This window comes from Couchioplanes caeruleus (assembly GCF_003751945.1).
Classification (GTDB): Bacteria; Actinomycetota; Actinomycetes; order Mycobacteriales; family Micromonosporaceae; genus Actinoplanes; species Actinoplanes caeruleus.
In genome coordinates, this window is record NZ_RJKL01000001.1 from 1431008 (window position 1) to 1452159 (window position 21152).

General features: G+C 72.2%; 14 protein-coding genes. 7 read left to right on the top strand and 7 right to left on the bottom strand.

What is annotated here, in order from left to right; genetic code table 11:
* Positions 1-51: 51 nt before the first annotated feature.
* Complete coding sequence (locus EDD30_RS06220; RefSeq protein WP_071802875.1) at positions 52-1866, top strand: dynamin family protein; 1815 nt, start codon at positions 52-54, stop codon at positions 1864-1866.
* A gap of 11 nt (positions 1867-1877) precedes the next feature.
* On the opposite strand, the gene EDD30_RS06225 is transcribed toward EDD30_RS06220, so the two are convergent.
* Complete coding sequence (locus EDD30_RS06225) at positions 1878-2480, bottom strand: hypothetical protein (protein ID WP_071802876.1); 603 nt, start codon at positions 2478-2480, stop codon at positions 1878-1880.
* A 60-nt stretch (positions 2481-2540) separates the two neighbouring features.
* Positions 2541-3776 carry a cytochrome P450 family protein gene (locus tag EDD30_RS06230; RefSeq protein WP_071802877.1) on the bottom strand — a complete coding sequence of 412 codons (1236 nt, stop codon included), beginning with the start codon at positions 3774-3776 and terminating at the stop codon, positions 2541-2543.
* 119 nt (positions 3777-3895) lie between these two features.
* Between EDD30_RS06230 and EDD30_RS06235 the strand changes: the two genes are divergently transcribed.
* The 3 genes from EDD30_RS06235 to EDD30_RS06245 all read left to right on the top strand — a co-directional run bounded on the left by EDD30_RS06235 (position 3896) and on the right by EDD30_RS06245 (position 6787).
* Positions 3896-4507, top strand: a complete 612-nt coding sequence (locus EDD30_RS06235; RefSeq protein WP_071802878.1) for a TetR/AcrR family transcriptional regulator — start codon at positions 3896-3898, stop codon at positions 4505-4507.
* A gap of 51 nt (positions 4508-4558) precedes the next feature.
* The gene (locus tag EDD30_RS06240; protein WP_084556061.1) at positions 4559-6148 is read left to right on the top strand and encodes an FAD-dependent oxidoreductase; all 1590 of its coding nucleotides are present in this window, start codon (positions 4559-4561) and stop codon (positions 6146-6148) included.
* 195 nt (positions 6149-6343) lie between these two features.
* Positions 6344-6787 (top strand): DUF4383 domain-containing protein, encoded by a 444-nt coding sequence (locus tag EDD30_RS06245; protein ID WP_071802880.1) that lies wholly within the window; start codon positions 6344-6346, stop codon positions 6785-6787.
* A 74-nt stretch (positions 6788-6861) separates the two neighbouring features.
* Here the strand turns inward: EDD30_RS06245 and EDD30_RS06250 are convergent, their stop codons facing one another.
* Together EDD30_RS06250 and EDD30_RS06255 are read right to left on the bottom strand one after the other, a co-directional pair.
* Positions 6862-8049 (bottom strand): zinc-dependent alcohol dehydrogenase, encoded by a 1188-nt coding sequence (locus EDD30_RS06250; protein ID WP_071802881.1) that lies wholly within the window; start codon positions 8047-8049, stop codon positions 6862-6864.
* Entirely contained in the window at positions 8046-8444 is a 399-nt protein-coding gene (locus EDD30_RS06255) for a hypothetical protein (protein WP_244945144.1), read from the bottom strand. Before EDD30_RS06255 ends, EDD30_RS06250 begins: the two co-directional genes overlap by 4 nt.
* Positions 8445-8685: 241 nt before the next feature.
* Here EDD30_RS06255 and EDD30_RS06260 point away from each other — a divergent pair, with 241 nt between their 5' ends.
* Positions 8686-11763, top strand: coding sequence for an ExeM/NucH family extracellular endonuclease (locus EDD30_RS06260; RefSeq protein WP_071802883.1), 3078 nt, complete (start codon positions 8686-8688; stop codon positions 11761-11763).
* Positions 11764-11903: 140 nt separating this feature from the next.
* Entirely contained in the window at positions 11904-12590 is a 687-nt protein-coding gene (locus EDD30_RS06265) for a class I SAM-dependent methyltransferase (protein WP_071802884.1), read from the top strand.
* Positions 12591-12613: 23 nt separating this feature from the next.
* Here EDD30_RS06265 and pyrF read toward each other — a convergent pair whose 3' ends face one another.
* Positions 12614-13321: an orotidine-5'-phosphate decarboxylase gene (gene pyrF / locus EDD30_RS06270; RefSeq protein WP_123678112.1), complete on the bottom strand. Its 708-nt coding sequence runs from the start codon at positions 13319-13321 to the stop codon at positions 12614-12616.
* A 139-nt stretch (positions 13322-13460) separates the two neighbouring features.
* On the opposite strand from pyrF, the gene EDD30_RS06275 reads away from it, so the two are divergent.
* Positions 13461-17537 carry a hypothetical protein gene (locus tag EDD30_RS06275; RefSeq protein ID WP_143162530.1) on the top strand — a complete coding sequence of 1359 codons (4077 nt, stop codon included), beginning with the start codon at positions 13461-13463 and terminating at the stop codon, positions 17535-17537.
* Here the strand turns inward: EDD30_RS06275 and EDD30_RS06280 are convergent.
* Together EDD30_RS06280 and EDD30_RS06285 are read right to left on the bottom strand one after the other, a co-directional pair.
* Positions 17534-19270: an ABC transporter ATP-binding protein gene (locus EDD30_RS06280; RefSeq protein WP_244945145.1), complete on the bottom strand. Its 1737-nt coding sequence runs from the start codon at positions 19268-19270 to the stop codon at positions 17534-17536. The two genes, EDD30_RS06275 and EDD30_RS06280, sit on opposite strands and share 4 nt — an antisense overlap.
* The gene (locus tag EDD30_RS06285) at positions 19267-20964 is read right to left on the bottom strand and encodes an ABC transporter ATP-binding protein (RefSeq protein ID WP_071802887.1); all 1698 of its coding nucleotides are present in this window, start codon (positions 20962-20964) and stop codon (positions 19267-19269) included. Before EDD30_RS06285 ends, EDD30_RS06280 begins: the two co-directional genes overlap by 4 nt.
* Positions 20965-21152: the final 188 nt, after the last annotated feature.

Sequence of the window (21152 nt, forward strand, 5' to 3'; positions counted from 1 at the left end):
TGGTCGGCCGGCTCCGGTTCGCCGTACCCTTCGTGACCGGGAGGAACGACGTTGACCACCACCACGGCACCACCGGACGCCGGCGACATGCTGCGACGGGCGACCGAGATCGTCGATCTCGCGCAACGCGCCTGCGAGGCGTACGACCGCGCGGACCTCGGCGGTCGGCTCGCCGCCGTCCGCGCCACCCTGGCCGACCCGGCGGTGCACATCGTCGTCGTGGGTGAATTCAAACAGGGCAAGAGCTCGCTGGTGAACGCGCTGGTCGGGACCAAGGTCTGCCCGGTCAACGACGACGTCGCCACCGCCCTGCCGACCTACGTCCGCTACGGCAAGGAGCCGTCCGCCGAGGTGCTTCTCGACGAGGTCCCGCCCCGGCGCGAGCCGGTGCCCGTCGAGCGGGTGCGGGAGTTCGTCCTGGAGAAGGACGCCGGAGGCGCGGTGGACGGTGTCACAGGGGTGGAGGTCCGGCTGCCGCGCCAGCTTCTCTCCAGTGGCCTCGTCCTCGTCGACACGCCGGGTGTCGGCGGCCTCGGCTCGGTGCACTCGGCCGCCAGCCTGACCGCGGCGTCCATGGCCGACGCGCTGCTGTTCGTCACCGACGCTGCCCAGGAACTCACCCGCAGCGAGCTGGAGTTCCTGCGCCAGGCCCGCGAGGTGTGCGCGACGGCGGTGTGCGTCCTCACCAAGACCGACTTCTATCCGTACTGGCGCAAGATCCGTGACCTCGACGCGGGACATCTGCGCGGCCTCGGGGAGATGCCGATCCTCCCTGTCTCGTCCGATCTCCGCCTGCGTGCCGTCGCCGCCGGTGACAAGGACCTCAACGCCGAGTCCGGGTTTCCGGATCTGGTGAAGTTCGTCGCCCAGCGAGTCTCCGGCGGAGCGGCCGCCCGGGCCGCCGCCCAGGCGGGCGCGTCGGTCGTCGGGATCTGCGAGCAGATCGAGAGCCAGTTCGAGGCCGAACGGGCCGCGCTCGCGGACCCGGCTGCCGCGGCCAGGGTGATGGACGACCTCACCGGGGTGAAGAAGCGCGTGGAGGCGCTCAAGGCCGCCGCGGCGAAGTGGCAGCAGACCCTCGGCGACGGGATCGCCGATCTCAACGCCGACATCGACCACGACCTGCGCGGCCGGATCCGGCGGCTGGTGGAGGAGGCCGACGCGGAGGTCGAGGAGGGCGACCCGGCGGACACCTGGGAGGAGACCGAACGGTGGCTGAAGGCCCGGGTCTCCGAGGAACTGCTGGCCAACTACATGATGCTTCGGGACCGGGCGATCAGTCTCAGCGACGACGTGGCGACCCACTTCGAGGAGGCCGCGGGGCAGATCCTGCACCAGGTCGCGATCACCGACCCGCTGCCGCTGGCCGGCACCGCCGAGGTCGAGCACAAGATCGATCTGGTCAGGATGAATCGCCGGAAACAGGCGATGGTGGCACTCAAGAGCGCCTACGGCGGCGCGCTGATGTTCACCATGCTCGGAACGCTGACCGGCATCGCACTCGGCCCGATCGGCATCGGGATCGGCTTGGTGATGGGCCGCAAGGGCCTGCGCGAGGAGAAGAAGCGCCAACGGACGAACCGGCAGAATCAGGCCCGGAACGCGATCCGTCGCTACTGCGACGAGGTCACCTTCGTGATGACCAAGGACTCCCGGGACACCCTGCGCCGGATCCAGCGTCAGCTCCGTGACCACTACAGCGCCCTGGCGGACGAGCTGGCCCGGTCCAACGCCAAGGCGCTGACCGCCGCGTCGGACGCGGCTCAGCGCACCACGGCCGAGCGCGAGAGCCGTCTGCGCGATCTGACAGCCGAGCAGGAGCGCCTGCGGCAGTTGCGAGAGTACGCGGCGGCGCTCGTTTCGTGACCCGGCCGGCGTCAGTCGCCGTCGATGTCGTCGATCTCCGGGGCGTCGCCGGGCAGCGAGGGCGCCGCCCACAGCTCGTCCGCCGGCGGCGCCACGTTGTCCAGCTCCGGCAGATCGGCGTACCCGACCGGCTCCGCGTCCGGTGCCACGGCACCGGACGCGACGTCGTCCACCGGCGCCTCCGTGAGGCCGTGTCCGTGACCGAAGTCCGTGTCCAGCGGCGCCCACGTGTGCTCGTCCGCGCTGTGCTCGTCCGTACGGCGCGTTTCGTCGTCCCCGGCCCCGAGGGGCGGGTCGATCTCCGGCATCGCCAGGGTCGAGCTCTCGTCGAGTGCCGCCGCGGGAGCGGTGGCGAGAAGATCGGGCAACTGGCCGATATCGCCGGCAGCGGTGTCGCCCTCGACGATCGGACCGTGCGCCATGACGAACGGAGCCAGATGCTCGGCGACCTCGGCCCGGGCGGTGTCGGCGAAGCTCACCACGGCCTCGGCGAGGAGTTCCTCCGGCAGGTCCGTGTGCCCGCCGTCCCGCAGCACGGCGGCGAGGTCGCCCGGGGTCCCGGCGTCGCCGGTCAACCCCGTGATGATCTCGTGGAGGGATCGCGCCGGTGCCATGTACCTACTGTAAGGAGAGCACCACTGGTCCCGGCAAGGGGGACATCCCCTGACCACCCCCTAACGCGCGGAGCGGGGGTCGAACGTGACCGGAAGCTCCTGGAGGCCGCGGAGCACGCTGGGCCGCCACCGAAGGCTGTCCGGGGCGGTCGCCGCGGTCAGCCCGGGGAGCCGCCGGAGCACCGCGCCGATGCCCTCCACCGCCTCGACCCTGGCCAGGGCCGCACCGAGGCAGAAATGCGGGCCGTGACCGAACGCGACATGGGGATTGTCCGCGCGGTCGAAGCGGACCTCATCGGGGCGCTCGAAACGTTGCGGGTCGCGGTTGGCGGCGCCGGTGGACAGGATGACGATCTGGTCGGCCGCGATGGTGATGCCGCCGATCTCCACATCCGTCGTCGTGTATCGCGCCACGCCGGTCATGACGGGCCCGTCGAAACGGAGAAACTCCTCGACCGCGGAAGGAAGCAACTGCGGATCGGTGCGCAGCGCTTCCAGATGAGCCGGCCGCTGCAACAGCAGCCACACGCCCGTACCGATCAGATTGACCGTGGTCTCGTGGCCGGCGACCAGCAGGAGCAGGGCCATCGAAATGAGTTCCTCATCGGTGAGCCGCTGCTCCTCGCCGGCGGCGACGAGGTCGCTGAGCAGGTCGTCGGCGCGGCCCGTCCGCTTGCTCGCCACCAGGTCGGCGAGGTAGTCACGCAGCCGGCCACGGGCGGCGTCGGCGAGCGCGATAGCGGCCGCGTCCACCGGAGGGCGCAGCAGGTCGGAGCTCTGGCGGCTGAAGTAGGCGCGGTCGGCGAAGGGCACGCCGAGCAGTTCACAGATCACGGCCACCGGCAGGGGGAAGGCGAACTCCGCGACGAGGTCGGCGTGACCGCGGGGGACGATCGGGTCGAGCAGCTCCCGCGCGAGATCGCGCACCCGCGGTCGCAGTGTCTCGACCCGCCGGGCGGTGAACGCCCGCGACACCAGGCGGCGCAGCCTGGTGTGGTCGGGCGCGTCGGTGGTCAGCATGGAAGGTAACGCGTTGCCGCCGGCGATACGGGTCGAGCGGCCCGGCTGCGCGGTGAGCCGGCGCGGGTCGCTGGACAACCGCGGGTCTCCCGCGGCGGCAAGGACGTCACTGTGGCGGGTGACCATCCAGGCGTCGCTGCCGTCTCGCAGCCGGATCCGTTGCACCGGACCTTCGGTCCGCAGGTGGTTCAGCCAGGGGTACGGGTCGGGGCGCCGCTCCAGATCGGCGGGAACGGGGTGTACGGGAAGTACGGGAAGTACGGCGCGATCGTCCATCGGAACTCCTTGCAGACGTCGTGGACGGGCCATCTCTGTAACGAGCGTTCCAGACAGATCGATGTGCGTCTACGCCCTTGCGGATGGTGACAACCCCGCCCGCGCCTTATGGTCATTCCATGCAGGACACGGCGGCCGGTGAGCGCGTGACACCGTCGCGCGAGGCGATCCTCTCCGCGGCGACCACCCTCATGTCCCGACACGGGTACGCCGCCACGTCCATCTCCCGTATCTCGGTCGCCTGCGGCTTGCCGGCCAGCTCCATCTACTGGCACTTCGGCAGCAAGGAGGGGGTCTATCTCGCCGTGTTGCGGCGAGCCCGGCACGCCTTGCTGGCCGGCCTTCCGCCCGCCACCGTCTCCGGCCCGGACGAGTCCCGGCGGCTCACCCGATTTCTGGAATCGGTGGACGAGCTGTTCCATCGGCACCCGCAGGACCTTCGCCTGCTCGTCGGCATCAGCATGCTCGAGGAGAGCGCCGGCACGGCGGCGCGAGCCGAACTCTCGCAGTACCGGCTGGCGCTACGCCGGTGGCTGGCGGACTCGCTCGGGTCCGTGTTCTCCGTCCCGGGAACATCGCCGATGGCCGAAGAGCTCGCTCGATTCCTGCTCAGCGTGGCCGGCGGCGCCTCGATCGCCCGCTGGTTCCAGGACCCGGACGCGTCCCTGCCCACGGCCGAGCTGCACGTCGCGCTCACCGCCCTGGCCCGCCACCACCCAGCCCCGGACTAACGTCCCTCCGCCGTCCGCTTAGCTGCTGCGCCTGGGGGTAGTCCGACGCCCATGACTATCGCGGATGAGTCGTACTGGATGGACTCCACCCCGGCGACCGCCTACCCGGCGCTGGCCGGTGACCTGGACGTCGACGCGCTCGTCGTCGGTGGCGGTATCGCCGGCCTGAGCACGGCGTGGGAGCTCACCGAGGCCGGCCGTACCGTCGCACTGGTGGAGGCGGACATGATCGCGGCGGGCGTCACCGGCTACACCACGGCGAAGCTGTCGGTGCTGCACACGCTGATCTACGACAAGGTACGCACATCCTTCGGCCCCGACGCGGCTCGCCATTACGCAGAGTCACAGCATCAGGCCGTGGAGCGGGTCGCCGCCGTGGCGTCGCGGCTCGGCATCGACTGCGACCTGGAACGCGTGCCGGCGTTCACCTACGTCGAGTCGCCCAGCGAACTGGACGCCATCCGTGCCGAAGCCGACGCCGCCGCCGGGGCGGGACTCCCGGCGTCGTTCGTCACCGACACCGACCTGCCGTTCCCGGTCGCCGGCGCCGTGCGGGTGGAGAATCAGGCCCAGTTCCACCCCCGTAGATATCTGCTCGCGCTGGCGGAGGACCTGACGAGCCGCGGCGGGCAGATCTTCGAACGAACCCGCGCGACCGGACTCGACGACGGCGACCCGTGCCGCGTGAGGACCGAGCTCGGGCACACGATCACCGCTCGGCAGGTGGTGATCGCCACGCACTACCCTGTGTTCGATCGGGCCCTGCTGTTCGCCCGCCTCGAACCGCGCCGGGAGCTGGTGGTCGCCGGCGCGATTCCCGCCGAGCTGGCTCCGGATAGCGTCTCCATCACCCCAGACCAGAACACCCGCTCGGTGCGCACCGCCCCGTACGGCGACGGGCGACGGCTACTGATCGTCACCGGGGAGCACTTCACTCCCGGCGCGGACGATGTCGCCGGGCGCTGGGAACGCCTCATCGCCTGGACGCGAGAACGGTTCCCGGGCACCAGCATCGCCTACCGGTGGGCGACCCAGGACAACACCACGACAGACCGGGTGCCGTTCATCGGACGCTTTCATCCCGGGACGGAAAACGTCTACGTCGCCACCGGGTTCGGTGGCTGGGGAATGAGCACCGGCGTGCTGACGGGCCAGCTCCTCGCCGGGTCCCTCACGGGCGAGGAGCCGCCGTGGGCCCACCTGTACGACCCCCGCAGGCTCAATCTGGCCCGCGAGGCCGGATCGATGCTGAAACTGCAGGCCAAGGTCGCCGGCCACTTCCTGGGCGACCGGGTCCGGCCGTCCCATGCCGACACGACGGCCGACATCGAACCGGGCAACGGCGCGGTCGTCCGGGTACGCGGCCAGCACTGCGCGGCCTACCGCGACCCGGACGGTGGCCTCCATGCCGTATCCGCACGCTGCACCCATCTCGGCTGCCTCGTGCACTTCAACGCTGCCGAGACGGCGTGGGAGTGCCCGTGTCACGGTTCCCGGTTCGGCATCGACGGCGCCGTCATCCAGGGCCCGGCCAACCGGCCGCTGGAACGCCGCGACCTCCCCGCCGAGCCGTCCCCGGCCACCTCCCCCGTCGGCGACAAGCACGCGACCCGCGCCCCGGAGACAGGCGGCGCGTCGTGACGGAGACAGGCGGCGGATCGTGACGCGTACTTCGCCGAGGCCGAGCGGGTGAGCGACCCCGTGGGGCGGGCACGGCTGCACCATGTGGAGAACCGAGCACGACCGCGGGACAGGAGAGGCGCCACTGTTATGCATGGTCACGAGCGCAAGGGGTACGCGCCTCCCCTGCCGCTCTTAATCGGAGGTGTTCGATCCATGTCCACCGCTCAGGCGCGCTCAGCGTCCCACCGCTCACTCGTGCAGACCGCGACGCTCGCGGTCGGCGCCGTCTTCCTGCTCGTCGGCGTCCTCGGCTTCATCCCCGGCGTCACCACCGACTACGACGCCATGACCTTCGCCGGACACGAGTCCGACGCGAGACTGCTCGGCGTGTTCGAGGTGTCCGTGCTGCACAACATCGTGCACCTGCTGTTCGGCATCGCGGGCCTGGCGATGGCCCGCACCGCGTCGGCGGCACGTCTCTACCTCATCATCGGCGGCGCGGTCTACCTCGTGCTCTGGCTCTACGGGTTGATCATCGACCACGACAGTGCCGCCAACTTCGTCCCGGTCAACACCGCCGACGACTGGCTGCACTTCTTCCTGGGCATCGGCATGATCGGCCTCGGACTGGCCACCTCCCGCCGCCGCACCGTCTGACCGGACGTGGTGCCGCCCGAGGCCCGCCGAGGGCGGCACCACGTCCAGGCCGAACGACGAAGGTCATCCGGCGGCTACGCGCCGGCTGCTGCATGAGGCAGGAATACCGCCCGTACGCAGCCGTCCTCCTTCTCCTTGAAGAGCCGGTATCCCTCGGGCGCCTGGCCCAGTGGCATCACGTGGGTCGCCAGGTGCTCTGTCACCAGTTCGTCGCGGGCCATCCGCTCCAGCAACATCGGGATGTAGCGCTGGCCGTGCATCTGCGCGCCGCGTACGGTCAGACCCTTGTTCATCAGTGCACCCAGCGGGAACTTGTCGACGAAGCCGGCGTAGACGCCGAGCACGAACACCGAACCGCCCTTGCGGCACGCGTGGATCGCGTCGCGGACCGCGGCGGGCCGGTCGGTCTGCAGGCGCAACTGCTGCTTGAGCTGGTCGTAGGCGAATTGCGCACCTGGGGTGTGCGCCTCCATGCCGACCGCCTCGATGCACACGTCGGGTCCCCGGCCGCCGCTGCGCTCCCGCAGCTCACCGGCCACGTCGTCGCGGGTGTAGTTGAGCGTCTCCGCACCCGCGTGTTTGGCGGCCTGCTCGAGACGGTTGTCGTAACGGTCGATGATGATGACCCGGTCGGCGCCGAGCAGCACGGAGGCTCGCGCGGCCATCTGGCCGACGGCGCCGGCGCCCCAGACGGCCACCACATCGCCGGGCTTCACCCCGCTGAGATCGGCGCCCATCCAGCCCGTCGCGGCCGAGTCCGAGGCGAACAGCGCCCGCTCGTCGCTGACCGCCTCGGGCACCGTGAAGGCGCCGACGTCGGCGAACGGGACGCGGATGTACTCGGCGTGGCTGCCCTGATTGCCGCCCATGGCGTGCGAGTAGCCGAAGCATCCGCTGGGCGCCTGGCCCCACATTGTCTCGGTGATCGCCGGGTTGGTGTTGCCGTTGTCGCAGAGCGAGTAGAGGTCCTGGTCGCAGAACCAGCAGCTGCCACAGGCGATGAAGGACGACACCACCACCCGGTCGCCGACCCGGTGCCGCCGTACGTCCGGTCCGGTCTCGACGACCTCGCCGAGGAACTCGTGGCCGAGCACGTCACCCTTCTCCATGAAGGGGATGTAGCCGCCAAGGAGATGCAGGTCGGAGCCGCAGGTGACGGTTCGGGTGACCTTCACGATGATGTCGCCGGGGTTGCGCAGTTGCGGGTCGGGGACGTCGCCGACGGCGAGCTTGTTGACTCCCTGCCACTGCAGAGCCTTCACAGTAGGCCTCCTTCGCGGCCGTGCCGGGTCACCGCACGCAGTGGCCGATTCAGTGGTGTCGGTTCGGTGGTGGGCGGCCCCGCCGGCAGCAGGACGTCGCCCGCCTCGAGCAGGGACCGGGTCTCCCGCAACGCGCGGCGGATCCGGGCGGGTGACGCGCTGTCGCCTACCGCCGCGACCGCGATCTCGGTGCCACGACCCCCCGGGGCGGCGCTCAGGCTCACCTTGACAGCGTCGCCCAGCTCGGTGAGCGAGCCGGGCATCTGCTCCGCGGCCAGCTCGTCGAACGGGCGGAACACCGTGATGACATGCCGCCGCGCGGCATCTCGAGCCCGGGACCGGGCCCGCCGCTTCGAGACGACGGTGGCAGCGACCGCCGTCGCGGCGCCTGTCATGATCAAGACATTTCCGGTACGTCGCATGCGGGAGAGATACCAAGCCCGGCGCCATCCAAACCTCTCACTGGAGGGCGGGAAGTGAGCCGGTCTCGTCATATCGACGAAGGTGCTCTAGCGTGTCGTCAACCGTTCACATTCTGTCCTCCCTCGGTCAGCCGCTGACGTCCGTCGGCCGGGCCACGCTCGTGGGAGTCGCGTCATGCATATTTGGAGGTCGGGTCCGTTGTCCCCTGCGCTCATGAGGCGTCTAACAATCGGGACCGTTGCACTGTCGTTGTCCGTCGTCGGGACCGCCGCTCCGGCGTTCGCCGACACGGCCGGGACCGGACTGGTCATCAGTGAGGTCTACGTCAACGGCGGCTCGTCCGGAGCCACATACAGCAACAAGTTCGTCGAGCTCTTCAACCCCACCGCGAGCGCGATCTCGCTGGCCGGGGACACTCTGCAGTACCGGTCCGCGACGAGCACCGGTACGCCGAGCGGCTCGCAGGTGTTCGCGCTGTCGGGGTCGGTGGCCGCGCACGGCCACTTCCTCGTCCAGTTGCCGGGTAACGGCGCGAGCACGAACCCCGGCGCGGCGCTGCCCGCGCCCGATCTGAACACCGGCACCAGCATCAATCCCGGCGCTGCCGGTGGCACCCTCTACCTCGTCGCCGGCGCTTCGGGCGTGCTGCCCACGGACACCGCGGTCATCGACCGGATCGGCTGGGGCACCAGCAACGCGCCGGAGGGCACGGCGTCGACCGGCAATTCGCTCGTCCTGAGCTACCAGCGAGCCACGACCGGTGCGGACACCGACAACAACGCCGCCGACTTCAGGGCGGCCGTCCCCACCCCGCAGAACTCCTCGGGCGGCAGCACGACGCCGCCGGAGTCCGTGACGGTGACCAACCCCGGCACGCAGAACGCGACGACCGACACCGCGATCACGCCGCTCACGCTGCAGGCGGCGGGCGGGGCGGCGCCGTACACCTGGAAGGCGGTTGATCTTCCCGCCGGCCTGACGATCTCGGAGGCCGGCGTGGTCTCGGGGACCCCGACCACGGCGGGCACCTCGAAGGTGACCGTGACAGCGACGGACGCGGCCGGGCTCAGCGGTTCGGCGACGTTCGAGTTCCGGGTGAGCGCGCCTGCCGCGGTCGTGACGATCGCCGAGATCCAGGGCACCAACACCGACACCTCCCCGTACGCGGGCCGGGCCGTCACCACCGAGGGCGTCGTGACCGCCGCCTACCCGAGCGGGGGCTTCAACGGCTTCTTCCTCGAGACCGGCGGAGCGGGCGGTGAGGACGCCACGCCGGGCGCCTCGGACGCGGTGTTCGTGTTCGGCTCGCAGGCGGCCGCGCAGGTGGCCGTCGGCGACTCGGTGCGGGTCACCGGCAAGGTCACCGAGTTCCAGGGCCTGACCGAGATCACCGGCCCGGTCGTGACGAAGCTCGACACGCCGCTGCCGGCCGTGAAGGCGAGCACGCTGCCGTGGGCGCAGCTCACGACGGACGCGCAGAAGGAGGCCCACGAGGGCGAGCTGGTCGCGCCGCAGGGCACCTTCACCGTGACCGACAACTACGACGCCAACTTCTACGGCTCGTTCACGCTGGCCGCCGGTGACAAGCCGCTGCGCCAGCCGACCGACGCCGGACGCGCCGGTAGTGCGCAGGCGCAGGCCGCGGTCGCCGACAACGCCGCCCGCACGATCACCCTCGACGACGCGTCGACCACGAACTACAGCACGAGCGCCAACAACGGCCGCCCGCTGCCGTGGCTCACCCCGGACAACCCGGTCAGCGTCGGCGCGAAGGTGACGTTCCACCAGCCGGTCGTGCTCGACTACCGGTTCTCGCTGTGGAACTTCCAGCCGACCGCGCAGGTCACCGGCGACGGCTCGGCCGTGGCGACGTTCAGCGACATGCGCACCGGCAAGCAGCAGCCGGCCGCGCTCGACGGCACCGGGCGCCTGGCCACCTTCAACGTGCAGAACTACTTCCCGATGACCGGCGAACGGTACGTCGCCGCCGGCCTCGGCACGTGCACGTACTACAACGACCGGGCCGGCAACCACATCACCGTGAACCGCTGCACCGGCACCGACGGCGGTCCCGGCCCCCGCGGCGCGGCGGACGCCGCCAACTTCGCGCGCCAGCAGTCGAAGATCGTCACCGGTATCAACCGGCTCGGCGCGAGCATCGTCTCGCTGGAAGAGGTCGAGAACTCGGTCAAGTTCGGCGAGCCGCGCGACACCGCGCTCGCCGGCCTGGTCGACGCGCTCAACGCGGCCGCCGGCTCGGCGGTGTGGTCGTACGTGCCGTCGCCGGCCGCCGACCAGTTGCCCACGCTGAGCCAGCAGGACGTCATCCGCACCGCGTTCATCTACAAGAAGGCGCAGGTCGCGCCGGTCGGCCCGTCGGTGGTGCTGACGACCGAGTCGGACCCCGGTGAGCCGTTCTCGATCGCCCGCCAGCCGTTGGCCCAGGGCTTCAAGAAGGCCGGCGCCGGCGACGGGGACACCTTCCTCGTGGTCGCCAACCACTGGAAGTCGAAGAGCCCCGGCACCCCGCTGTACCCCGGTGACGTCGAGGACAAGTCGTCGCCGGCGGCCAACCAGGGCGCCTTCAACGAGACCCGGGTGCGCGAGGCCGAGGCCGTGGTGACGTTCGCCGCGCAGACGGCGGACACGCTGCGCACCAACCGGATCTTCCTGGTGGGCGACTTCAACGCCTATACCCACGAGGACCCGATGGAGAAGCTGTACGCGGCCGGCTACACCAGCCTCGGCAGCACCTTCGACCCGAGTGAACACACGTACATGTACAACGGCCTCGCGGGCTCGCTCGACCACGTGCTCGCCAGCCCGGCCGCCAAGGCCATGGTCACCGGCGCGGACGTGTGGCAGATCAACGCGCAGGAGGCGGTGGCGTTCGGCTACAGCCGCTACAACTACCACGCGACGATGCTGTTCCACGGCGACGACCCGTTCGCCGCGTCCGACCACAACCCTGAGATCGTCGGCTTGAACCTGCCGTCGACCCCGGAGTGGAACGCCAAGAAGATCTACCACGCCGGCGACCTCGTCAGCTACCACGGCGCGACGTGGCGCGCCCTCTGGTGGACGGCCTTCCTCCCGCCCGGCTCCCCCCACGGCGCCTGGGAAGAGATCGCGGTCACCTCGGACGGCACCGCGCTCTGGACGCCCTCGCGCATCTTCAAGGCCGGCGACACCGCCGTCTACGGGGGCAAGAAGTACGTCGCCAAGTGGTGGAGCCGTAACGCGAAGCCGACGGCTTCCGGCCCCCGGGGCCCCTGGAAGCCCGCCGCCTGACGCAGCAGGTAACCGTTCGGGCCGCCTTCGCTCAGCCGAGGGCGGCCCGAACCGCGCAGACCGCGTCGCGCGGCGCCCGGAGCGGCGAGCCGGCCCGGTCGGGCGACGCCGGTCTCGGGCGAGGCCGCTATGGTGCGTCGATGGATGCCGGGACTGACGAGTTGAGGGCCGCACACGATGGGCTCGCGGAGTTCTATGTCGACCTGCTGGCAGGGGCGCTGGAGACCGAGCCCGTCGAGCGGGCGGTGCTGAGCCTGTTCTGTGAGTTGACCGTGGCCGCCGGCCTCGGTGCCAGCGTCGGGGACGTCGGCTGCGGAACCGGGCGGCTCGCTCCGTACCTGGCAGCGCACGGGCTGTCCCCGCGAGGAGTGGATCTTTCGCCGGAGATGGTGCGCGTGGCGCGACGGGACTACCCGGGATTCGCCTTCGACGTTGCCGACCTGCGCGACCTGCCCTTCGACGACGCCTCGCTGGCAGGGGCGGTCTGTTGGTATTCGTCGCTCTTCCTCCCGCCTGCCGACAGGGCGGCCGCGTTCGGGGAACTCGCCCGGGTCGTCAAGCCCGGTGGCTATCTGGTGACCGCCTTCAAGGCCGGAGACGGCAAGCCCCAGCGTCGGGGCCGCAGCGTCGGCCGCGGCGTCGAATTCGATGCGTTCTGGCTGTCCCCGGAGGAGATGGAGCGCCGGGTCACCGATGCCGGCTTCACCACGGTGTTCTGGGGCGGCCGGCCCGCCCAGGAGCAGGAAGCCACTCCGCAGGGATATCTGCTCGCTCGGAGAACTGAGGCGACGACCGGCCCGAACGCGGCGGCTCGAGAGGCGAAGTAGCCCATGCGCTCGCGCAGCCCGAGCTAAAGAGTCAACTCCTCACTGAGCGCGGCGAGCACTGCGGCGGGGTCTGGCGAGCGGGTCAGGGACCGGCCGATGACGATGTGCGTGGCGCCCGCCCGGAGGGCGGCGACCGGATCCGCTGGGCGGGCATGCTCGGTGGAGGCCTGACCGGCCAGTTCAGCGCGCAGCCGCACACCCGGCGTCACGATCAGCATGCCGGGGCCGAGGTGTGCGCGCAGGGTCGCCGCCTCCTGGGGCGAGGCGACGACGCCGTGGCAGCCCGCACGCTGGGCCAGTCGTGCCAACCGCGGGACCTGCTCGGCGGTCGTGGCCCGCACGCCGACGTCCGCGAGGTCGGCGTCGGTCAGGCTCGTGACGACGGTCAGCGCGATCACCCGGAGCCGGGGAAAGTCGGCGGCGGCCCGCACCGCGGCTTCCATGATCCGGGTGCCAGCCATGGCATGCACGGTCACCATGGTCGCGCCGAGCCGACCGGCGGCCCGGACGGCACCGGCGACCGACGTCGGAATCTCGAACAACTTGAGATCGAGGAAGACGTCCTTGCCCTCGCCTGCCAGCCGGGCGGCCAGCGCCGGGCCGGCAGCGGTCAGCAGTTCCAGGCCGATCTTGTACGCCTGGCCGGCGTCCCCGAGCCGGGCGACGACCGCCTCGGCGGCGTCGACGGTGTCGACGTCGAGCGCGACGATGATGCGGCGGGCAGCGTCCACATTCATGATCTTGCCAGAGGACGGTCAGCGGGTGAGGAGTGGACAGTTTCCGACAGTTCTCGATAGTGCGATCACGGACAACCGTTCCCCTCCTAACCTGAAGGCTCAGATCAGGTCGCTCACCCGGGTGGTGGTCCGCATGCCCCGCACCGCAGCCGTCCTTCCCACCCAACTCAGCGTCTTCTGCCTGAACCCGGCGACCGGCATCCCGGCCGGCCGCGGGTTGCCGGTCTACGCCGAGGTGCAGTTTCATGCGGCGGCACCGGGCGAGCCGCTCGCCGGGTTCAACTTCGACGACTTCGTAGCCGCGTTCCGGGACGCCGACCCGCAGGAGCGGGACGACGCGGCCGTTGCCCGCGACTGCTGGGACGCGTTCCGTCCGGCGGTGGCGGCGACACTGTCCGCCACGGCCGCCGCCGACCTCGCGGCGGACCGCGCCGCCGGTCGGGCGTTCGCGGCGGAGGTGATCCGGCACGCCGTCAATGAGGCCGGCCGGCTCGGCGCCGTGCCGCCGGCCCGACTACCCGGCCTGTTCGAGGCGGCGGTCCGCGCGGTGGCCCGGGAGCGCGGGCTCGATCTGCGTACGCCCGGCGAGGCGCCGCGCGGCTGGGCGTACCCGCTCGGGGTGCTGGCCAGCGACCACTGCGGCTACCTGTCGTTCGACCTGACGCGCCTGCCCACGCCGGTCCGGGCGGCGATCGGCGAGGCAATGCAGGTGCGGCGGCAGTCGCCCGACGGGCCGCGCGACGTCGCGGTCTGGTTGGCCGCGGCCGGCTCCCCGGACCGGGTGGACGCCCTCGTGGACGGCCGATTCGCCGAGGCCGTCATCGTCGCCCGGCTGGCCGCGCCGGCCCCGCCGCTGCTGGACCGGCTCCGCGGGCGGGGACTGCCGGCGATCCAGCGACCGAGCCTCGCCGACTGGCGGCTGTCCCCCGGATCGTTCTCGGCCACCCTTCCGGCGGTGTTCGGCGACCACGGCTGTGAGACGATGCTGCCGGCCAGCCTGGCCATCCAGGCCTTCCAGTTGCAGCAGGCGGTGCTGCTCACCGACGTGTCGGCGCCGGCGGATCCGGTACGCCTCGGCGTGGTGCACGAGTACGCCGTCCGCTGGTTCCAACTCGGCCACTCCCTCGGCGGGATCGTCCACAGTGTGCCGCTCGCCCCCGGCGAGTCGGTCAACCTCGCGGTCATCGACTGGTCCCGGGCCGACGACGCGGCCCGCGACGAGGACACCAAGGTCACCGAACAGCTTCTGCACGACCAGCGACGGGACCGCACCATCACGGAGACGGTGGACGCCGCGCTCAGCGAATACCAGGGCGGTTCCAGTTCGATGTCCGGTCTGGCCGGGTCCGCAGGCGCGTCCGGCAGCATCGGCGTGGCGGGCGCGGCCGTCGGCCTCAGCGGGGCGATCGGCGGGGCGTCGTCGGCGTCGCGGGGCCGGCGTGATCTCAGTTCCCAGACGGTGCAGCGGGTCAGCGACCACATCACCCAGGCCAGCAGCGCCGTACGGGAACTGCGCAGCACCGTGGTCGTCCACTCGACGCAGGCCGAGCGTGAGGTGATAGAGACCCGGACGGTCGTCAACTACAACCACGCGCACGCGTTGACCGTCCTCTACTACGAGGTGCTGCGCCACTTCCGGGTGGCGACCGCGCTGGAGCGGGAGCGCCCGGCCGTGTTCGTCCGGACCCGGGTGGACTGGTTCGACGGTGCCGACGACGCGGCCACGGCGGTGGCCGCCCGGTTCGCCGGGACGATCCGGGCCGCGCTGCTCGACCCGACGCTGTCCGGACATGTCGACGCCCTCATCCGTACGGTCCACCGCCGGCAGGTGCACACGGCCGTGCCGGCACCGCCGGCTCGGCCCGAACCGCCGCTGGTCTACTTCCGGTTCGCCATCCGCACCGGCGGCGTGAGCGCGACCGGCGGCAGCAACCAGCGGGTCGAGATCCGCGGCACATTCATCGGTCCCGGCGGCGCGACCGGACTGGTCAACCGCGCCCTCGGGGACATCGACACGCTCGGCTACCCGGGCGCCTTCGAGGCGACCGACCACACCTACGTCTTCGTCGCCGGGGTTTCGCCGGCCCCGCCACGCAACGGCTCGGTGCCGTGGGGGGACGTGGACGCGATCCTGCTGGGCGTCGCGCCGGAGAACTGCGACGTCGGCATCCAACGGATCACGCTGACCGCCAGGGATGCCGACGGCCGGGAACACCCGCTGCTGGACATGGACTACCGCGGATCCGGCGGCGACCTGTTCGTCACCCAACCCACGTCGATCCTGCTGCCGCTGAACCGCCCGGCCGGGACCGGGGCGCCGGCCGTACCACCGGCCGGGGAGCTGGACGACCTGGCCCGCACCGGTGAACTCCTGGCACACCTTCGCGCCAACCCCCTGCACTACGGCCGCGCGCTCCTGGTCGCGCTCGGTCCGGCCGAGCGCGAGCGGTGGCTGGCCGGCATCCGCCTGCCCGACAACTCGAGCGTGCTGGAGCACGTGGAGAACCGGCTGGTGGAGTTCGCCGGCCCGTGGGTGTGCTTCCCCTGTGTGGATCCGGCCTGGGCGGACCAGATCCGCACATCTGCCGGCGAGACACCGCCGGAGCCGCCGGTCGAGAACCTGATCACGCTGCCGGCCCGCGGGGCGTTCGCCGAAGCCCGGCTCGGCCACTGCAGCGCGGCCGAGGAGATCGACAACTCCCGGTTCTGGGACTGGCAGAGTTCGCCGATTCCGCATCTGGCCCCGGAGATCGCCCCGGTGCAGCCCGTGCAGCCGCAGCCGCAGAACCCGGACCTGACCCCGAGCCCGCTGCCCTCGCCGGTGGTGAACATCGTCAACCCGGCACCCGCGCCCGACCCGACCGGGATGGCCGCCGCGCTGGCGGCGATCGCCACCCCGAACATCTTCCGCGACATGTCCGGCCGCGGCGAGCTGGCCGACCTGCTCAAACGGCTGTCGGACAACACGATCGGCATCGCCGAGGCGGCCAGCGTGGCCCGCCGCATCCAGACGCCGGGCGGCTCCGGCGGCCCTGGCGGCTTCGGCGGCGGGGCCGGCGGGTACAGCGGCGGGTACGGCGGGATGGGCGCGGGCGGGATCGGCGGCCAGCGCTCGGGCCCCCAGCAGCCGTCCGCGGTCAACCGAGACCTCCAGGACCTGCGCCGCACCCTGGGCCAGGCACAGCAGTCCGGCTACCTGACGCCCGAGCAGGCCCAGGCGGCGTACGGGCAAGCGGTGCAGAACGCGCTGACCCCTGACGACCTGCACCAGGTGGACTCCCGCTACACCCCGCCGGCCACGACGAAGAACTCACTACTCGGTCTGATCGGCGAGCAGAACCTGGCGGACGCCCTGACGGCCAAGGGCCTGACCGTCTTCCACGACTGGAGCAAGAACGTCAACGCCAACGGCGTCGACCTGATCGCCTACGACCCCACGACCAAGACGCTCTGGCTGGTCGACAACAAGGCCCAGATGAAGGGCATCTCCGGTGCCGGGGCGCTGACCGGGCCGCAGTACACCCAGAACCTGGCCGACGCGCGCCGGTTCCTGGCCGACGTCTATCCGGACCGGGCGGCCGCCATCCCGGCCGTGGAGGCGATCGACGCCGGCCGGATCAACCGGGTGGTCGGCAACGCCTGGGCCGGCGCGGAGACCCGCTTCACCCAGGCCATCTTCGACAGCGGCCTGCACGTCTTCGACGTACGCCTGATGCGGCTGTTCGCACCCGGCGAACGGGCGGCGTGGCTCGAGGCGTTCACCAAGCTCCCCCGCGGGGCGATCAAGCGGGCGGTCCGCGGTACGGCCGTGCTGGACGGGGTGCTGCTCGTGCTCGCCGTGGCCGAAGGGGCCAGCTACCTGGCCCGGGGCGACCTTCGGGGCGCCCTCCAGGTGGCCGGCGAGGTCGCCACCGAGATCACCTTCGGCACGCTGCTGAGCAAGCTGCCCGGCGGCCTGTTCGCCGGCTTCGCCCTGGAGATCAAACCGGACAACTGGCGGGAACTCGAACGCGAGGAGCGCATCGGCTACCTGACCAAGAAGATTCCCGACTACCACAGCCGGCCGCAGGCTGAACGCGATCAGATCCACGACGCGCTGGGGGCGATGCTGGAACACCCCCTGGAGGTCCAGCTTCCGCCGCCGGTGGCGCCGCCACCGCGGCAGATCGCGCCGTTCCTGTGGTATCCGTACAAGCCCGACTGGACCTAAGGCGATCGGTCGGATGTGGGCACCGCCCATTGCCCGACCAGGTCGGCATAGGTCGATGAGCCGGCGAGCAGGTCGTCGTGCGAGCCGCACACCGTGCGGGGTCCGTCCATGAGCAGTACCAGGTCGGCCCGGCGGGCGGAGCTGATCCGGTGCGCGATCACGATGAGCGTGCGGCCCCGCTCGGCGAAGGCGGTCTCCACGCGTGCCTCGGTGGCGGGGTCCAGGTGGCAGGTGGCCTCGTCGAGCACCAACACGGAAGCCTCCGAGAAGTACGCGCGAGCCAGCGCCACAAGCTGCCGTTCGCCGCTGGACAGCCCGTACGGCACCGCGTCGTACCCGCCCAGCCGCGCGACGAGGGCACCCAGCCCGAGCGCGCGTACGGCGGCGTCCAACTGCGCGTCGGTGGCGCCGGGGCGCAGGTACGCGAGGTTCTCGCGCAGGGTGCCGGCGAAGACGTAGGCGGCCTGCGGGCTGAGCACGATGCGGCGGCGCAGCGCGTCCGGTGCGATCGCGGTGACCGGGACGCCGCCGAGCAGGACGGCACCGGACTGCGGCCGGTCGAGGCCGCACAGCAGCCGGGCGAGCGTGGTCTTGCCCATCCCGCTCGGGCCGACGATGGCGAGGTGCCGGCCCTCCGGCAGGTCCAGGTCCAGATGGTCCACGACCGGGGCGGCGTGCGGGCCGTACGCGAAGGTCAGGCCCCGTATCCGCAGGTCGTGTCCGGCGGGCGGCGCGGCCCGGGACGGCGGCGGGGCCGGCGGTGTCCGGCTGGCCTCGGCGAGCCGGTACAGCGCGATGCCCAACTCCACCAGCCAGTCCCCCACCACGGTGACCAGGGTGCGTATCGCCGGCAGCAGGCTCGCGGTGACGTAGGTCAGTCCGCCCACCAGTTGCCCGGCGGTCAACCGGTGCTCGGTCAGCCACGGCGCGAGGACGACGAGCGCGAGGAGCACGCCCTGCCCGCCCACTGTGATCACCAGGGTGCGTGCGGCCGTCGCCCGGGCCAGCGCGCGGGTCGTGGCGGCGAACCGGTCCACCTCCGCGCCGACCTCGGCGGCCACCCGGTCGCGTGCGGCGCAGGCGACCACGTCCCGCAGCCCGGACAGCGCGGTGCCGGCCGAGGCCGCGACCGCCTCCTCGGCCAGCAGGGTGGCGTACTCACGGCGCGCCAGCGAGGACAGCAGCAGCCCGTAGAACACGAGCGCCAGCGCGAGCGGCGGAAGCACGACCGCGGCGACCGCGGGGGCGAGTGCGGTCAGCCCGACGGCCGCCGCGATCATGCCGACCGCCGCCCCACGCATCGTGCGCAGCAGGCCGGACACCAGCCGGCGTACGGTCTCCACCTGGCTGCCCAGCCGCGCCGCACCGGCCGGATCCGGCCGCTCGCCCGCGGCCGCGCGGACCAGAGTGGCGGTGACGACCGCGCGCACCAGACTGTCGCGCACCGGCTCCACCACGGCCGCGAGCCACGGGTAGAGCCGGCGGACCGCGACCACCCGCACCGACCAGGCCAGGGCGAGCATGGCCAGCCAGCCCAGCCCGGCGAGCGGGGCCTGCCGCGCGAAGCCCCGGTCCACGGCATTGGCCACGACCAGGCCGCCGACCAGCGCCGGCGCCGACTCCACCACCGACCACGCGGCGATCCGGACCAGCGCCCGCCGCCGCCCGCGCAGCGGGTCGCGCAGCAGCCGCCACGCGGCCGCCCTGCCGAGACGCCCCTCCGGCCGGGTCACGGTGGCGTCCCGTCGGCATCGCCGGCGGCGAAGACGGCGCGGTAGTCGGGCCGGGCCCACAGGTCCCGGTGCCGGCCGACCGCGCGGAGGCGCCCGGCATCGAGCCACGCGACGAGGTCGGCGCGGGCCGCCGTGGCGGGACGGTGGGTCACCACGATCCGGGTACGGCCGGCCAACCGGTCGGTGAGTACGGCGCCGATCCGTGCCTCGGTCACGGTGTCCAGGCCGGAGGTGGCGTCGTCGAGCACCAGTACCCGGGCGTCCCGGGCGAGCGCGCGGGCCAGCCCGATCCGCTGCACCTCCCCGCCCGACATCGGCGCCTCGGGCAGCGGGGTGTCATACCCGTCCGGCAGCAGCCGGATGAACGCGTCGGCCTGGGCCGCCGCCGCGGCGGCACGGACGGCGGACCGGTCCAGCCCGGGACTCCCGTACGAGATGGCGTCGTGCACCGTGCGCCCGAGCAGTACCGGCCGCTCGAACGCGTACGCCACGGCGCCGGCGGCGAACGCCGTAACCGGTACGCCGTCGAGCAGGACGACGCCCTCGTCCGCGCGCACCAGCCCGCCGACCAGGCCGGCCAGGGTCGTCTTACCCGCACCGGAACGACCCACCACCGCTACCGCGCAGCCCGCCGGCACGTCCAGGTCCAGCCGGTCGAGTACGGCCCGCTCCTTGCGGCGCACGGTGACACCGCGGAAGCTGACCGCGCCCGGCCCTTCCCGCAGCGCACAGTCCCCGGCGGCGGGCACCGGCTCGGCGAGCAGCTCCGCCAGCCGGCGCGCGCCGGCGCGGGCGTACCCGAGCCCGGTGAACGCCTCCACCTGCGCGATCAGGCCCAGGGCGAGCGCCACGTACCCGGCGGCGGCGACGAACTGCCCGGCGCTGAGCCGGCCGGCGCTCACCCCCCAGCCGGCGGCCCCGAGCACGGCCAGGTTGACGGTTGCCGAGAGGATCGACCCCTGCCACGCCATCCGGCGTTGGGCGGCCCAGGTGGCGTGCCCGGCCGCGCTGACCCCGTCCAGCGGGGCGAGTACCCGGTCGATCTCGCGCCGTACCGTGCCCGCCGCCTGGACGGTGCGGATGCCGGCCAGCGCGTCCTGCAGCAGCGAGACGATCGCCGCCTGCGCGGTCCGGTACCGGGTGACCGTCGCCGAGGTGTCCGCGACGAACCGGCCGAGCACCGCCCAGGAGACCGGCGCGGCGACGAGGAAGGCGACCGCGCAGCGCCAGTCGATGAGCCAGAGCGCCACGATGCCGCCGATCGAGGTGGCGGCTCCGACGATGACGTCCACGGTGGAGTCGAGCGCGTGTCCGGCGTCGGAGCCGGCGCTGACAAGCCGGCTGGTCACGTCGCCGGGATCGACCTTGCGCCGCGCCGCGGTGCCGCGTGCCACGACCACCCGCAGCACCTCGTGCCGCAGCCACCGGGTGCCGCCTGACAGGCAGCCCGCTTCGGCGACGGTCGCGAGGACCGTGCACAGGGCGGACGTCGCGATGACCAGGCCCAGCCGGGTGGCGGCCGTGGCGGTGCCGCCCCGGCCCAGCACGGCGTCGGTGGCCGCGGCGAGCGCCGCCGGCAGTGCCAGGATCGCCACCGAGTTCGCCGCGCTGGACGCGACGAGCAGCGCGCCCCAGCCGGGCGTGCGTCGCGCCGTGCGGGCGAGCAACCGGAGGGTCGCCGGTCCGGCGTTCATGGACCGGCCCTCCTCACCGGGGCATTGTGGTGACCCACCGCCGCGGACGGAGCCGGGCGGTGGGTCACCGGACGGTGCCGCCTCACGATCAGCCGCAGTCGATCGACGTGAAGATGCTGAGGCAGGGCCAGGCCGCCACGCCGCCGGTGTCGGCCTCGGTCGCCTGCAGCTCCAGGATCTCGGACATA